This window comes from Devosia sp. J2-20 (genome assembly GCF_055808475.1).
The window spans coordinates 986,944-1,001,563 of sequence record NZ_CM147870.1; the positions used below are offsets into that span (position 1 = coordinate 986,944).

The following is a 14,620-nucleotide window of genomic DNA, read 5'->3' on the forward strand; positions in this document are numbered from 1 at the left end:
TGGTGTGGGACTGGCGGTTACATCGCCGTGGCGCCACACATCTCGGTTTCGGTGTTGTAGTTGCCGCACGAGATTGGTGCAGTCCAATCGGCTTCGATCATCTTGGATTCGGGTAGGAAGTCGGACCAGGCATCGCCGGGGACAAGTTCGCTTTCCGAGACGACTTCGAACTGGCCGTCAGCCTGAATTTCACCGATCAGAACAGGCTTGGTCAGGTGATGATTGGGCAGCATGGTAGCGATGCCACCGGTCAGGTTCGGGGTTTCCAGGCCAATGATGGAGTCCAGAACGGCATCGGTATCTGTGGTTCCGGCCTTTTCGACAGCCTGAACCCAGAGGTTAAAGCCGATGACGGTTGCTTCCATTGGGTCGTTGGTGACCTTGTCGGCATCGTTCATGAAGGTCTGCCAGGCAGAGATGAACTCTTCATTTTCAGGGGTGTCGACGGACTGGAAGTAGTTCCAGGCTGCCAGATGGCCCACCAGTGGGGTGGTGTCGAATCCAGCGAGTTCTTCTTCGCCAACGGAGAAGGCCACGACCGGAATGTCCTCGGCCTTGATGCCCTGATTGGCGAGTTCCTTGTAGAATGGCACGTTGGCGTCACCATTGATGGTGGAGACCACGGCAGTCTTCTTGCCGGTCGAGCCGAAGGTCTTGATGTCGGACACGATGGTCTGCCAATCGGAGTGACCGAATGGCGTGTAGTTGATCATGATGTCTTCTTTGGCCACGCCCTTGTCCATGAGGTACTGCTCAAGGATCTTGTTGGTGGTCTGCGGATAGACGTAGTCAGTACCGGCCAGCACCCAGCGCTCCACGCCTTCGCTTTCCATCAGGTAGTCGACGGCAGGGATTGCCTGCTGGTTGGGAGCGGCGCCGGTGTAGAATACGTTGCGCTGGCTCTCTTCGCCTTCGTACTGCACGGGGTAGAACAAGATCGAGTTCAGCTCTTCAAAGACGGGCAGAACCGATTTGCGCGATGATGACGTCCAGCAGCCGAACACGGCTGCAACGCCGTTCACTTCGATCAGTTCACGCGCCTTTTCGGCAAACAGCGGCCAGTCTGAGGCAGGATCAACGACGACGGCTTCAAGCTGCTTGCCCAGGAGGCCGCCCTTCTTGTTCTGCTCGTCGATCAAGAACAGCATGGTGTCCTTGAGCGTGGTCTCGGAGATCGCCATCGTGCCCGAAAGCGAATGCAGGACGCCGACCTTGATGGTCTCGTCCTGTGCGAATGCGGGAACCGTGGCCGTCATGGAAAGGCTGCCGGCCATGGCCGCAGCAAGCAGAGCGCTCTTGGCGCCGAAGTTCTTCATGTGATCGTCCCTCTATGCAAATTGAGCCCCAAGCCACCAAGGGAGGCGCTTGTTGGGGGGACTGTGGGATAGTTTGTTAACGGGGCCCTATACGTCGATTGACGTAGCTGAGGCTCTGGTGTCTGCGCATCGGTCTCGCAGAAGGCTCAAAAACCTAGTGTTTCCAAGCAATACCGTGCTAACAAGCACGTGCCGATTTATTGTGCGGTCGACGAAACTGATTAACAACTAGACGGTTCATGGCGCGTCAACGCATCATTCCCATCCGCCGCGAGTATAATCGTTGGGTCGCAAATCAGACCCTCGAGGACTATGCGCTGCGCTTCACCGCCAAGTCGGCGCGCCGATTTTCCAACGATCGGATCTCGCAGACGGCCATTGGTGCCATCTCGTTCCTGGCACTGGAGGCAATTGGTGGCGCCATTACGCTGAGCTACGGGACCACCAACGCCATCATCGCCATTGTGGTGGCGTCACTTGCCATCCTGCTGATTGGCTTGCCAATCGCGCGCTATGCGACAAGGCACGGTGTTGATGTCGACCTGCTGACGCGCGGCGCCAGTTTTGGCTACATCGGTTCGACGATCACCTCCCTGATCTATGCCAGCTTTACTTTCATCCTGTTCGCCATTGAAGCCTCGATCATGTCGAGCGCGCTGCAACTCGCATTCGGAATCCCGCTGTGGCTGGGATACATAATCAGCGCCGTGGTCGTCATACCCTTGGTGACGCACGGTGTTCAGATGATCAGTCGGTTTCAACTGATAACCCAGCCAGTCTGGGTCGTGCTCAACATCCTGCCGTTCTTCTTCATAGCCTTTCTTGACTGGGACAAGTTCGATCTGTGGCGCAGCTTTGCGGGTCTGGGTACGCCGGAGGGCGTCGCTGGCAGCATCGCGCCGTTCGACCTGGCCAAGTTTGGGGCGGCTTCAGCCGTCATCCTGGCGCTGATGACGCAGATTGGCGAACAGGTCGACTTCCTGCGTTTTCTGCCCGCAGAAGGCGTCAGTAAGTGGCGACACAAGGTGGCAATCTTTCTGGCAGGCGCTGGTTGGGTAGTTGTCGGCGCGCCAAAACTGCTGGCTGGCTCGTTCCTCGCGTACCTCGCCCTTTCGAGCGGGGTATCACCCGAGCATGCGTCCGAGCCTGGCCACATGTATGCGGTGGCTTTCGGCTACATGGTGCCCAACGAGTTCATGGCGCTGATGCTGATGGCCGTTTTCGTGGTGATCAGCCAGCTCAAGATCAACGTGATGAATGCCTATGCCGGCTCGCTGGCCTGGTCGAACTTCTTTTCACGTTTGACCCACAGCCATCCGGGGCGGGTTGTCTGGCTGCTGTTCAATGTCGCAATTGCCCTTCTGTTGATGGAATTGGGCATTTATCGGCTGCTCGAGGAAACCCTGGGTATCTTTTCCATCATCGCGATGGCCTGGCTGTGCTCTATCTCGGCAGATCTGTTCGTGAACAAACCGCTTGGCCTTGCCCCGCCCGGCATCGAGTTTAAAAGGGCGCATCTCTACGACATCAACCCGGTCGGTGTTGGCTCAATGCTGCTGGCCACGACCATTGCGTTGATGGCCCATTTTGGACTGTTTGGAGAGACTGCTGCAGCCCTTTCATCCTATGTGGCGCTGGTTGTGGCCTTTGTCGCCTCGCCGACGATCGCATGGGCAACCAAGGGCAAATACTATCTGGCACGGAAGCCCCGAAAGCAGTGGCAGACGCTGGATTCGGTCACCTGTTCGATTTGCCAGCATCCTTTTGAGCCCGAGGACATGGCTTGGTGTCCTGCCTATGCGGCGCCGATCTGCTCGCTTTGCTGCTCTCTGGACGCGCGCTGCCACGATATGTGCAAACCGCACGCGCATTTTCGGGCCCAGACCCACGCCGTGGCAGCCAGTATTCTGCCTGAGTGGGCCATCGCCAAACTGCAAACCCGACTTGGGCGCTACAGCATTTCCATGGCCATTGCGGTCGCAATGCTGGGTGGTGCGCTCTGGCTTATCTATTATTTCGCGGCTGGCGCTGCGCCACATACCGCCGATGTTGTGGGAGGCACGCTGGCGGTGGTGTTCTTTGTGTTCGCCGTTACCGCAGGCATTATCACCTGGTTTCTTGTGCTGGCCCATGACAGTCGCCTCGTGGCCGAAGAAGAAAGCTCACGCCAGAATACGCTGCTTCTCAAGGAGATCGACGCGCATTCACGCACCGATGCTGCCTTGCAGCGTGCCAAAGAAAAGGCAGAAGCCGCCAATCAGGCCAAGAGCCGCTATGTTGTGGGCTTGAGCCATGAACTGCGGACGCCGCTCAACGCGGTGATGGGTTATGCGCAGGTGCTTGAGAGGGATGCAGGCCTGCCGGAAAATCGGCGTGGCTCGGTACAGATCATTCGGCGCAGCGCCGAACATCTATCGGGCTTGATCGATGGCTTGCTCGACATTTCCAAAATCGAGGCAGGACGCCTGCAGGTTTACTCCAACGAGATCAACATCCAGGACTTTCTCGATCAGATCGTTGACATGTTCAGTCTGCAAGCCAAGGCCAAAGGCTTGGAATTCCGCCACGAGCGCGCGCGCGCCTTGCCCACACATGTGCGCACCGACGAAAAACGTCTGCGCCAGATCCTGGTGAACCTTCTCTCCAACGCCATCAAATTCACCAATGAGGGTCATGTCAGCTTCAAAGTGGAGTACCGCAACCAGGTGGCCAATTTCGTCGTCGAAGATAGCGGTACGGGCATTGCAGCTGGCGATATCGAGCACGTCTTTGAGCCCTTCGTACGCGGTGAGGCCGAGCGAAACCGGTTCGTGCCGGGTCTCGGGCTGGGTTTGACCATTACTAAGCTGCTTACCGAGACGCTGGGGGGTGAAATATCACTGACCAGCACCATTGACGTTGGAACGCGGTTTCAGGCGCGGTTGATGCTGAGCAAGGTGGAGCGACCACAGGCGGCACATGCCGATATTCGGCGCGTTGTTGGCTACAAGGGGCCTTCTCGAACGGTCATGGTGGTGGACGACAATGCAGACCATCGAGATCTTGTCCGAGAAATGCTCTCGCCTCTCGGCTTCGTGGTCCTGTCAGTCAAGGATGGGTCCGGTTGCCTGCAGGGCATTGAGGCGCACAGACCGGATGTCTATTTTCTCGATATCCGCATGCCCGGCATGAATGGATGGGAGCTCGCGCAAGCCTTGCGGGATCGTGCTGTCGTTGCGCCGATCATAATGCTCTCGGCGAATATCGGCGATGGTGCTGGGCCCACCAACTCAGATGCAGGCCACACAGATACTCTGGCCAAGCCGTTTGAGCTCAATCAGTTGCTGGAAAAACTGGCGGCGCATCTGGCGCTGGAGTGGGATTACGCCGAGCAGGCTGTTGCAGCGTCCGAGAATGGTGCTTCGAAACTGCTGTCGCCGGGCGCTGAACACTTGCGCGAACTGGTCAGTCTGGGGCAAATCGGGCATGTGCGTGGAATCGAGGCCAAGCTAGGTGAGCTGGCGCGCGAAGCGGCCAACAGGCCGCTGGTGGATGCATTGTCGGCGCACTTGGCCGCCTTCGATTTCGAAAGTTATGCCGAACTCATTGAGCGGGTGAGCCATGAGCCGGATTGAGAAGGACCAGGACATCGTCCTGCTGGTCGACGACTCCCGGAGTCGCTCGGTTTCCTGACTGAGGCGCTCGAGCAATCCGGGGTCACTGTACTGGTGGCCCGCAGTGGCGAAACAGCGTTGAACATTGCCGTGCGCGTCGCTCCCGATGTGGTATTGATGGACGCTGTGATGCCGGGCCTGGATGGGTTTGAAACCTGCCGGCGGCTCAAGGCCATGGCAACGCTTACCCATGTGCCGGTGATTTTCATGACCGGGCTGACCGAGACCGAGCATATCGTACATGCGCTCGAAAGCGGCGGCGTTGATTACCTCTCCAAGCCGATCAATGTTGACGAATTGCGTGCTCGCATAAGGGTGCATCTGGCCAATGCTCGGCGGGCGCAAAGTGCGCGGATCGCGCTTGACGCCGCGGGGCGGCATCTGGTGGCGTTCGGCCGTGATGGAGTCGTATTGTGGTCGACGCCACAAAGCACGCGATTGCTGGAGCAATCGGGGGTGGACGTGCGGGGGTCTGACGAAATGTCGGCCCGTTTTCTGGCATGGCTTCTGCAGCGCGGCGATGATCTGGCTCCCGGTAGCGGATTTGAACTCGCTTTGGCAGGTGCGCCAGAGCTTCAGTACGCGTTTCTCGGGGTTGTTGGTGGCGACGAATACCTGTTTCGTCTGGCCCGTGCGCAGGCTGAAGGTCAGGAGGACGTCCTGCGGCAGCAGTTTGGTTTGACCCTGCGCGAGAGTGATGTCTTGCTGTGGATCTCACGCGGTAAATCGAACCGGGATATCGGCGATATCCTTGGGCTCAGCCCCCGCACGGTGAACAAGCACCTCGAGCAGGTTTATACCAAGCTGGGCGTAGAGAACCGGGCCTCGGCAGCGATCAAGGCAATTCAGGCCTTGCAGGCACTGTTTGAACTCTAGACTGCGCCGCCATCGCGTTTCCGGTCTCGCCAAAAACATCGATCACATATTTTTCTAGCCGGAACGCTTCTGCCCAACACCCGTTGTTCGAACAACCCTCGCGGCCACTATCTGCTGCGGGAGACGATCTTGGTGTCGGCACAAATAGGCACCAGATGGTCCGTAGGTCGCTGTGGAGGCTGACGCTCCTTTGCAGCGACCTCGGTGGGGCGCGAAACTTCGGTTTCGTGCCCTTTTGCGTTGTACAGGTGGGCCTCGGGTGGAGCGTCCCTGACAATGGCGGACTAAGTGCAAGCGGCTGATCAGCGCCCCAGCCTAAGCGCAGCGCCTGCCCAAAATCCCAGCGCATTGCACATAAAATACTCATAATATCTTTTAGGCTAATTTATGTGCGATTTTTCTTGCGCGCATGCACACACTGCGCTTGTGTTCGGGCATCATCACCCAGGGGACGTACACATGCTCAATCGCAGACTTCTCATTTCCACATTCGCCGTTGCCTTTGCCGGATTGTCGGCGCTGCCGGCGGTGGCGCAGACAGCGATCAAGTTTACACTCGACTGGAAGTATGAGGGGCCAGCCGCCGGCTTCCTGCTGGCGCTGGACAAGGGGTACTTCAAGGATGAAGGCCTCGACGTCACCATTGATAGCGGGAATGGCTCTGTCGATGCCATTCCGCGCGTCGCTACGGGTGCCTATCAGATGGGTTTCGGCGACATCAATTCAGTCATCAAGTTTCTCGATGAGGACCCTGCGCAGCCGGTCAAGGCCGTGATGATGGTCTATGAAAAGCCGGTCTTTGCCGTGGTCGGGCGCAAATCGCTTGGTGTTACCGAGGATCCGAAGTCTCTCGAAGGCAAGAAGCTGGGTGCGCCGCCACCGGACGGTGCGTTCGCCCAGTGGCCGGCCTTTGTCGAAGCTGCCGGGATCGATACGTCGACGATCGCCATAGAGTCCATCGGCTTCCCCGTCCGCGAACCCATGCTGGCGTCGGGTGATGTGGATGCGGTGTTCGGTTTCGCCTTCTCGGTGATCCTCAACCTGAAAGCCAATGGTGTTCCAGACGAGGATATTGCGACCATCCTGTTCGCCGACAATGGGCTGAACCTTTATGGCAATGCCGTGCTGGTCAACGAAGATTTCGCCGCAGAAAACCCAGAGGCTGTGAAGGGTTTCCTACGCGCTCTGATCAAGGGCTTTTCCGACGCAGTTGCAGACCCTGCCGCCGGTGTGGAGGCAGTGCTGGCACGCAATGAAATTCTCAACAGCGACATCGAACTGGAGCGGCTTGAAATGGCCAATTCGATGAATATCAAGACGCCCTATGTGATCGAAAACGGCTTTGGCGATGTCGACATGGCGCGTCTTGCAGCATCTATCGACACGCTGAAAATCTCGATGGGGCTGACTGGGGCAGTCGCGGCAGAAGATGTGTTTGACGCTCAGTACCTGCCACCTGCTGCAGAGCGCATGCTGCCCTAAGCCCTAATTCAAGCAACGGCCCGGGCGATGACGTCCGGGCTGATTTTTTCGGGGAGGCCGAGGATGGCTCTGGTCAGTATCGACAATGTGGACATGCGCTATGGCGGCCCAGGCGGGACGCTGGCGGTCAGTGGGTTGACCATGCGGATTGAACGTGGCGATTTCGTCGCGGTGGTCGGGCCTTCTGGTTGCGGCAAGTCCACGTTGATGAAATTGGTAACCGGGCTGCATGTCCCCCAGGAGGGGACGGTAATTGTTGCGGGCCACCAGGTGACCAAGCCGGTCTCCATTGTCGGTATGGCTTTCCAGAACCCCACCATGCTGCCCTGGCGGACAACGCTGGAAAACGTGCTTCTGCCACTCGAGATCGTCGAGAAGCACAGGCACCGCTTGCGCGCCCACAAAAAGGAATACGTCGAAAAGGCAGAACACCTGCTTGAAACTGTGGGACTCAAAGGGTTCGGCGAGAAATTTCCCTGGCAGTTGTCTGGCGGAATGCAGCAAAGGGCCAATCTATGTCGGGCGCTGATCCATGAGCCGGAATTGCTAATGCTGGACGAGCCGTTCGGCGCGCTCGATGCCTTTACACGCGAAGAGTTGTGGTGCGTCATTCGCGACCTGCACGCTGCCCAGGATGTGACGATTGTGCTCGTTACCCACGATCTGCGGGAATCAGTATTCCTGGCCGACAAGGTACTGGTCATGAGCGCGCGTCCGGGGCGCGTGGTTGCAGAACACGAAGTGCCGTTCACGCGGCCGCGTCAGCTCGATATTCTTTATGACAAGGCGTTCAACGACATGGTGCAAGCGCTGCACGGTGAAATTGCCACGGCGAGGGCCGCAGCATGACCAATATCGAGAGCGCCACTGCCGACGCCACCCTGCCGCCACCCAAGAGCTTTAAAATCAACTGGCTGGTGCTGGCGCCGTGGCTCTACACTATTGCCCTGTTTGTGGTCTGGGAGATTGTGGTCAGATCGATGGGTATCTCCCAAACAATCCTGCCAGCGCCGAGCCGAATTGCCGAAGCGATCGCGCAGTATTGGTCTCCGATCTGGAAGAACTCACTGCAGACTCTCTACACGACCGTGCTTGGTTTTCTGATTGCTGTAATTGCCGGCCTGGGGCTTGGGTTGTTCATTGGCTGGTCCAAGGCGATCTATGCCGGGCTCTACCCGATCATGATCGGCTTCAATGCCATTCCCAAGGTGGCATTGGTGCCCATTCTGGTAATCTGGTTCGGTATCGGGACGGTGCCGGCGGTGCTGACCGCCTTCCTGATTTCGTTCTTTCCCATCGTGGTCAATGTGGCCACAGGTCTGGCGACAATCGAACCGGAGACAGAAGACGTGCTGCGCGCGCTTGGCGCCAAGAAACTCGACATCATGCTCAAGGTCGGCATTCCGCGCTCGATGCCATATTTCTTCGGCTCGCTGAAGATCGCCATCACACTGGCGTTTGTCGGTTCGGTGGTGTCGGAAACCGTCGCCTCCAATTCGGGCCTGGGCAATATGATGAGTTCGGCGCAGAGCCAGTTCAACGTGCCGCTGGTCTTTGCCGGGCTGATGATGCTCGCGGTGGAAGGCATTGCGATGTATGCGCTGATGGCCTGGATCGAAAAGCGCATGACCGGCTGGGCGCACCGCTCAACCATGGCGCATTAGAGCCCGGCGGTCAGGTTGAGCTGGTCCAGGGTTTGGCGATCTTCGGGATCGACCATGCCGATCAGGAAGTGGGTCACGATCTTGCGCGCGTCGGGGGGCAGGCTGGCAATGGCATCATTGATGCGGCTGGCCTGGGTGGCGGACAGGGTGGCGAAGAATTCGCGGCCCTTGTCGGTAGCATAGAGCAGGCGCTGACGCCGGTCGGCGCGGCCGGTCTTCTGCTCGACATAGCCATTGTCGATCAGCTGGCGCAGCACGCGGGCCAGGCTCTGCTTGGTGATCTTGAGGATGTCGAGCAGGTCGGCCACGGGCATGCCCGGCCGAAGGCATACAAAATACAGCACGCGGTGGTGCGCGCGACCGAAGCCCTGATTGCCCAACATGGCGTCTGCATCGCCGGTAAAGTCGCGATAGGCAAAGAAGAACAGCCCCATGATGTCGAGCGGGAGGGGCTCGCCATCCGGACCTGCGTAATTTATGTCAGTCATGTTGACATTTTTTTGGTACGCTGCCATTGTCTTCCCATCAGGACGCCGTTCTGTCTTATCCCTCAGCCTTTGTGGTTTGCCAAGGCCTTGGAGCTCGGGCATGATTGGCGCTAATCAGGCAGCTGAAGCGGCGCCTGCACAGTAATTTTCGGGAGACAACGATGGCCGGCGTGCCGATGGACCAGCGTGAAGGCTGGATCTGGTTTGATGGCGAGTTCAAACCGTGGAAAGACGCGAAGATTCACGTGCTGACACATGGGCTGCATTATGCCAGCTCGGTGTTCGAGGGCGAGCGGGCCTATGGCGGCGAAATCTTCAAGTCGCGGGAACATTCGGAGCGGTTGATCCGGTCAGCTGCGACGCTGGACATGAACATGCCCTGGAGCGTCGATCAGATCGAGGAGGCCAAGCGGGCCGTTCTGGAAAAGAACGGTCTGGTTGATGCCTATGTGCGCCCCGTGGTGTGGCGCGGCTCGGAAGAGCTCAGCGTACCGGCGCGTAACAATACCATCCATTTTGCGATCGCAGCATGGGTCTGGCCGAGCTACTTCTCGGTCGAGGAGAAGCTCAAAGGCATCCGCCTGGAGTGGAGCAAGTGGAAGCGTCCGTCACCAGAGACGATTCCGTCGTCGGCCAAGGCCGCAGGCCTGTACATGATCTGTACGTTGAGCAAGGACACGGCCATGGCCAATGGTTATGCCGACGCGCTGATGCTGGACTATCGCGGCTATGTTGCCGAGGCGACCGGCGCCAATGTGTTCTTCATCAAGGGCAAGGATATCACGACGCCCACGCCTGACTGTTTCCTGGACGGCATTACCCGCCGCACATTGATCGAGCTGGCCAAACAGCACGGCTACTCTATCACCGAGCGTCACATCAAGCCTGAGGAACTCGATCAGTTTGACGAGTGCTTCCTGACCGGTACCGCTGCAGAGGTGACACCGGTCAGCGAGATCGGGCAGTTCCGCTTCAAGCCTGCTGAAGGCTGCCGTACGCTGATTGATGCCTATGCAAAGGCCGTGCAGCCCAAGCGCGCTGCCGCCGAATAGGTTTTTGATACCTATATGGAAAAAGCCGGGCCATTGTGCCCGGCTTTTTGTTGTTGGTGCGGTTCGGCCTATGCGGTTTGGGCGGTCCACTGCAGGATCTCGGCCATAACCTGCTTGAGCGCCCCGTCCAGGCCGCCAATGGCAGCAGCAGCAGGGTCAATGGCAGCGGCCTGAGTGGCCGAGAAGCTCTTGCTGGCGAAGATCATGCCGCGACGTTCATCCACCAGTTTGGCGTTGATCCGGACGGTAGCCAGATTGCCATTGGCGGCGTCGATTTCGAAGGCCTGCAGTTCGGTGGCCAGTGTGACGTCGACCCGCAACTGATCGTCTGGGCGACCAATGTTGGGGAAGTTCGATGCTTCAAAGGTCTGCAGCAGACGCGTCTGCACAAGCCGGGGCAGGGTATCGGACAATTGCGCATCAGGCAGATAGCTGAGCACATTGCCGACATCGCGCACGACCACGCGCTGCGAGTCATAGGTCTGAACCGTCTTGGGCAGGGTGATGACCACCACTCGCGACGAGCGCCTGCGCATGGGGACTAGGCTCGCGCTGCTCAGATCAAAAGTCACCGGCGGCGCTCCTGCGAGACAGCCGGTCAGCGTGAGCGCCATGGCGGACGCGCCTAGGGCCATGAATGTGCGTCGTGTGGTGGACATCGGCCCTACCTCTTGTTGTAGTCGCGGACGGTTTCCCCGCCAAAAATAAGACCCTGTGGGTTGCTTTCAAGGTTGCGCACCACGCGGTCAAGCCGCGCCAGTGTCGCCCGAGCCTCTTCGGCAAGGGCAGCATAACCGGGCAACCCGCTGGAGGTGAAATTGTTCAACCCGACTGCAATGCTGGCGGTGCTGGTATTGAGCTGATCGGCCAGTTGACGGATCGAGACCGCGGCATCGCCGATCTGAGCAAACAGGCCTTCGCCTTCGGCATTGTTGACCGAGCCGTCGACCTTTTCGAGGATCTCATCAACCTTGGTGGCCGAACCCACGAGCGAATTGGAAATCTCGGTCAGGTTGGCGACGATAGAGTCGATATTGGTCGCGTTGTCGCCAAGCTTGGTGGCGAAATCATCGACATTGCCCAGAACACGGCTGACCATTGCCGGGTCAATCTCGGCGGCGACCTGATTGATCTTGACCACAGCGGGATCGAGATTGGCCACCATTGTCGTGATCCCTTCCGCCAGCGTGCCGGTCGCAGCGAACAGGCTGTCGATCTGCTCGGAATTGCGAGCGAGGCTGTCGGTAAAGGTGGTGATATCATCCACGACAGTGGCGACCTTTTCAGGTGGCAGCGCAGCCAGAATGTCCTTGAGTTCAGCAGTCACAGTGCTGATCTCGCTGGAGAAGGTATCGGCATTGGCAACAATGCGGGTGACCGCTTCGGGATCAATGGCAGCAGTTACGGCGTCGATGCGATCAACACTGGTCGACAGCGTAGCACTCATTTTCGTGATGTCGTCAGACAGGGTCGATGCTGCGGCGAAGAACTCATCCACCTTGCCGGAATTGCGCGAGAGCGTCTCGCTGAACTCAGCGACATTGTCGACAACCTGCGTAACCTTTTCGGGCGGAATAGCGGCGGTCAGCTCACCGAGCTTGCTGGAGAGCGCACCGATCTGTTCAGCCATCGGACCCACTTGCTTGCCCGCCTCGGCTATGGTCGCAAGCGCGTCTTTGACGCCATCGGCATTGGCCGCCAGCGCATCGCTGAAAGTGGCGACATTGCTGATGGTTTCGTTGAGCTTCTCGTCATTGGTGTCGAGGAAGCCATTCAGGCGGTCCACGGCGGTGGCCGTGCCATTGATCGTTGTTGAGAGGCCGTCGAGGATGGACTGGAAGTCGGAAACCTTAGCGTACAGCGTGGGGACATTGCGGCCGGGCTCGGTCGGTGGGTCGCCTGCACTGGCCGTGCCACCCGACAATTGCAGCGAGCCCACGCCGGTCAGGCCCTGAAAGCCCATCAAGGCCTTGGTATCAGCCTTGATCGGGATCGCCGCATCGATTTCCATGCGGGCAATGACGCGATTAATGTCATCAGGGTCTAGCGTAACGGTTTTGACCTGCCCCACCTTGATGCCGTTGAACTGAACCTCGGTGCCGGCACTCAGGCCCGAGACAGTGCCCGTGAAGATCACCTCATAGGTCGCAGTCTGGGTATTGCTGGAGGGACCGGCAAACCAGTACACAAAGCCAAACAAGGCAACCAGAACGGCGGTGGCTATGACCCCGACTACGGCATAATTTGCTTTGTTTTCCATGGTTAGCCTTCGAGGTTGTGGGCGCGGGGGCCGTGGAAATAATCCCTGAGCCAAGGCTCGGAGGCAGCACGCATTTCGCTCAGTGTCCCAGCCTTGAGCAGCTTGCCGTTTGCGAGCGCGACAATGCGGTCACAGGCGACTTCCAGGCTGTCCAGATCATGGGTCACCATAAGTACTGACAGACCCAGCGTATTGCTCAATGTGACAATCAACTCGTCAAATTTTCCGGCGCCGATCGGATCGAGGCCGGCGGTTGGCTCGTCGAGAAATAGAATTTTGGGATCAAGCGCCAGAGAGCGAGCCAATGCGGCGCGCTTGATCATGCCACCCGATAACTGGGTTGGATAGGTGTAGGCGGCGCTGGCAGGCAGCCCGACCAGATCGATCTTCATTCGCGCGACCTCGCGGCGGAGCTTGGGCGACAGATCAAGGTGCTCGCGCATGGGGAATTCAATGTTTTCCAGCACGTTGAGCGAGGAGAACAATGCGCCCTGCTGGAACAGAACACCCCAGTCCCGGCGGATGGTCTCTCGTTCGCGCACGGACAGTTCAGAGAACGGACGGCCGAAGACTGTGATGTCACCGCGGCGGTGGGGGATGAGCCCGGCCATCGCGCGCATGGTGACGGTCTTGCCCGAACCGGACGGTCCGATCAGGCCGAGGATTTCGCCACTGCGCAGCTCAAAGTTCAGACCATTGATGATGATTGTGCTGCCAAAGCCCACAACGAGATCGTTGACCTGCATGGCGGCGGGGACGGGGAGGGTGGAGGTGTTTTCCATCGCTAGAACCCGACCGCAGCAAAGAAGATGGCGAACAAGCCGTCGGCCACGATCACCACAAAGATGGATTTGACCACCGAAGAGGTGGTGCGGCGCCCCAACGACTCCGACGAGCCCTGTACCTTCATGCCCTCGACTGAGGCGATCAGGCCGATCAGCAGGCCCATGAAGGGGGATTTGAGCAGTCCAACGGCAACGCTGGTGATGGTCATGGCGTCTTGCAGGCGAATGACGAAGACCTCGATCGGGATTCCGCCGTAGGCCTTGGCAACCAGAATGGCGCCTGCCAGACCGGCCATTGAGCCGACAAACGCCAGAAGCGGTAAGCCCACGATCAGTGCAAGCGCGCGCGGCAGCAGCAAGGCCTGATAGGGATCAACGCCCATGACCCGCAGCGCATCAAATTCCTCGCGGATACGCATCGAACCGATTTCGGCTGTGATGGCAGAGCCTGAACGGCCAGCGACCATGATAGCGGCAAGCAGCACGCCGATCTCGCGGAACATCAGAATGGCGGCGAGATCGACCACCAAAATGGCGGCACCGAAATTGCGCAATTGCAGAATGGTCTGCTGGGTGATGATGGCGCCCACCACCAGCGAGATCAGCGCCACGATTGGAATGGCGCGCAGAATGATCTGTTCAAACTGTTCGACAAAACTGGCGAGGCGCAGCGGGGACTGAAAGGTTGCGGTGCGCCAGAAAGCCCCGATCAGATGACCCTGGGTGGCATTGACACTGACAACGTCCTTGCTGGCATCGATAACGGTTCGGCCCAGGGCGATGAAGGGAGCGATCAGAAAATTGTCGGTATGCTGGGGTGGCAAATCGGCAGGTTCATATTCATCGATCCGCGCCAGCAGCGTCTGGTGCTTCGAGGACGCGCCAACAAAGCTGCCAGCGCCAGCAGCACCATGACGACGTAACTGCGTGAGCAACCAGGCGCCCGTTGTGTCGAGCATGCCGATACGTGCTATGTCTATATCAACACTGGTGTTTCCGGGGATCGATGGCGTGAGGCCAGCAACTTCGAGCTCCAGGGCACGT

At 58.6% G+C, this 14,620-nt stretch carries 11 protein-coding genes and 1 pseudogene; 6 read left to right on the plus strand and 6 right to left on the minus strand.

Going from position 1 to position 14,620, the window contains the following annotated elements; all coding sequences use genetic code 11:
* Positions 1–17 precede the first annotated feature (17 nt).
* Complete coding sequence (gene urtA, locus AC0L37_RS04790) at positions 18–1,316, minus strand: urea ABC transporter substrate-binding protein (RefSeq protein ID WP_212657293.1); 1,299 nt, start codon at positions 1,314–1,316, stop codon at positions 18–20.
* A gap of 239 nt (positions 1,317–1,555) precedes the next feature.
* Between urtA and AC0L37_RS04795 the strand changes: the two genes are divergently transcribed.
* The 5 genes and pseudogenes from AC0L37_RS04795 to AC0L37_RS04815 all read left to right on the plus strand — a co-directional run bounded on the left by AC0L37_RS04795 (position 1,556) and on the right by AC0L37_RS04815 (position 8,991).
* Positions 1,556–4,930, plus strand: coding sequence for a hybrid sensor histidine kinase/response regulator (locus tag AC0L37_RS04795; protein WP_282221839.1), 3,375 nt, complete (start codon positions 1,556–1,558; stop codon positions 4,928–4,930).
* Positions 4,917–5,845, plus strand: a pseudogene (locus AC0L37_RS04800) (response regulator). Before AC0L37_RS04795 ends, AC0L37_RS04800 begins: the two are co-directional and overlap by 14 nt.
* A gap of 459 nt (positions 5,846–6,304) precedes the next feature.
* Positions 6,305–7,327: an ABC transporter substrate-binding protein gene (locus AC0L37_RS04805; protein ID WP_282221838.1), complete on the plus strand. Its 1,023-nt coding sequence runs from the start codon at positions 6,305–6,307 to the stop codon at positions 7,325–7,327.
* A 93-nt stretch (positions 7,328–7,420) separates the two neighbouring features.
* The gene (locus tag AC0L37_RS04810) at positions 7,421–8,176 is read left to right on the plus strand and encodes an ABC transporter ATP-binding protein (protein WP_282223023.1); all 756 of its coding nucleotides are present in this window, start codon (positions 7,421–7,423) and stop codon (positions 8,174–8,176) included.
* Positions 8,173–8,991, plus strand: coding sequence for an ABC transporter permease (locus tag AC0L37_RS04815; RefSeq protein WP_282221837.1), 819 nt, complete (start codon positions 8,173–8,175; stop codon positions 8,989–8,991). Before AC0L37_RS04810 ends, AC0L37_RS04815 begins: the two co-directional genes overlap by 4 nt.
* Here AC0L37_RS04815 and AC0L37_RS04820 read toward each other — a convergent pair.
* The gene (locus AC0L37_RS04820) at positions 8,988–9,479 is read right to left on the minus strand and encodes a MarR family winged helix-turn-helix transcriptional regulator (RefSeq protein ID WP_269369031.1); all 492 of its coding nucleotides are present in this window, start codon (positions 9,477–9,479) and stop codon (positions 8,988–8,990) included. The two genes, AC0L37_RS04815 and AC0L37_RS04820, sit on opposite strands and share 4 nt — an antisense overlap.
* 161 nt (positions 9,480–9,640) lie before the next feature.
* Here AC0L37_RS04820 and AC0L37_RS04825 point away from each other — a divergent pair, with 161 nt between their 5' ends.
* On the plus strand, positions 9,641–10,531 hold the full coding sequence (locus AC0L37_RS04825; protein WP_282221836.1) for a branched-chain amino acid aminotransferase: 891 nt from the start codon (positions 9,641–9,643) through the stop codon (positions 10,529–10,531).
* Positions 10,532–10,599: 68 nt separating this feature from the next.
* On the opposite strand, the gene AC0L37_RS04830 is transcribed toward AC0L37_RS04825, so the two are convergent.
* The 4 genes from AC0L37_RS04830 to AC0L37_RS04845 are packed head-to-tail and all read right to left on the minus strand — an operon-like array spanning position 10,600 to position 14,535.
* Positions 10,600–11,190, minus strand: a complete 591-nt coding sequence (locus tag AC0L37_RS04830; RefSeq protein WP_269369032.1) for an ABC-type transport auxiliary lipoprotein family protein — start codon at positions 11,188–11,190, stop codon at positions 10,600–10,602.
* A 5-nt stretch (positions 11,191–11,195) separates the two neighbouring features.
* Complete coding sequence (locus AC0L37_RS04835; RefSeq protein WP_282221835.1) at positions 11,196–12,791, minus strand: MlaD family protein; 1,596 nt, start codon at positions 12,789–12,791, stop codon at positions 11,196–11,198.
* Positions 12,792–12,793: 2 nt separating this feature from the next.
* A complete protein-coding gene (locus AC0L37_RS04840; protein WP_212657301.1) occupies positions 12,794–13,573 on the minus strand; it encodes an ABC transporter ATP-binding protein in 780 nt (259 codons plus the stop codon).
* 2 nt (positions 13,574–13,575) lie between these two features.
* Positions 13,576–14,535, minus strand: a complete 960-nt coding sequence (locus tag AC0L37_RS04845) for an MlaE family ABC transporter permease (RefSeq protein ID WP_269369037.1) — start codon at positions 14,533–14,535, stop codon at positions 13,576–13,578.
* Positions 14,536–14,620: the final 85 nt, after the last annotated feature.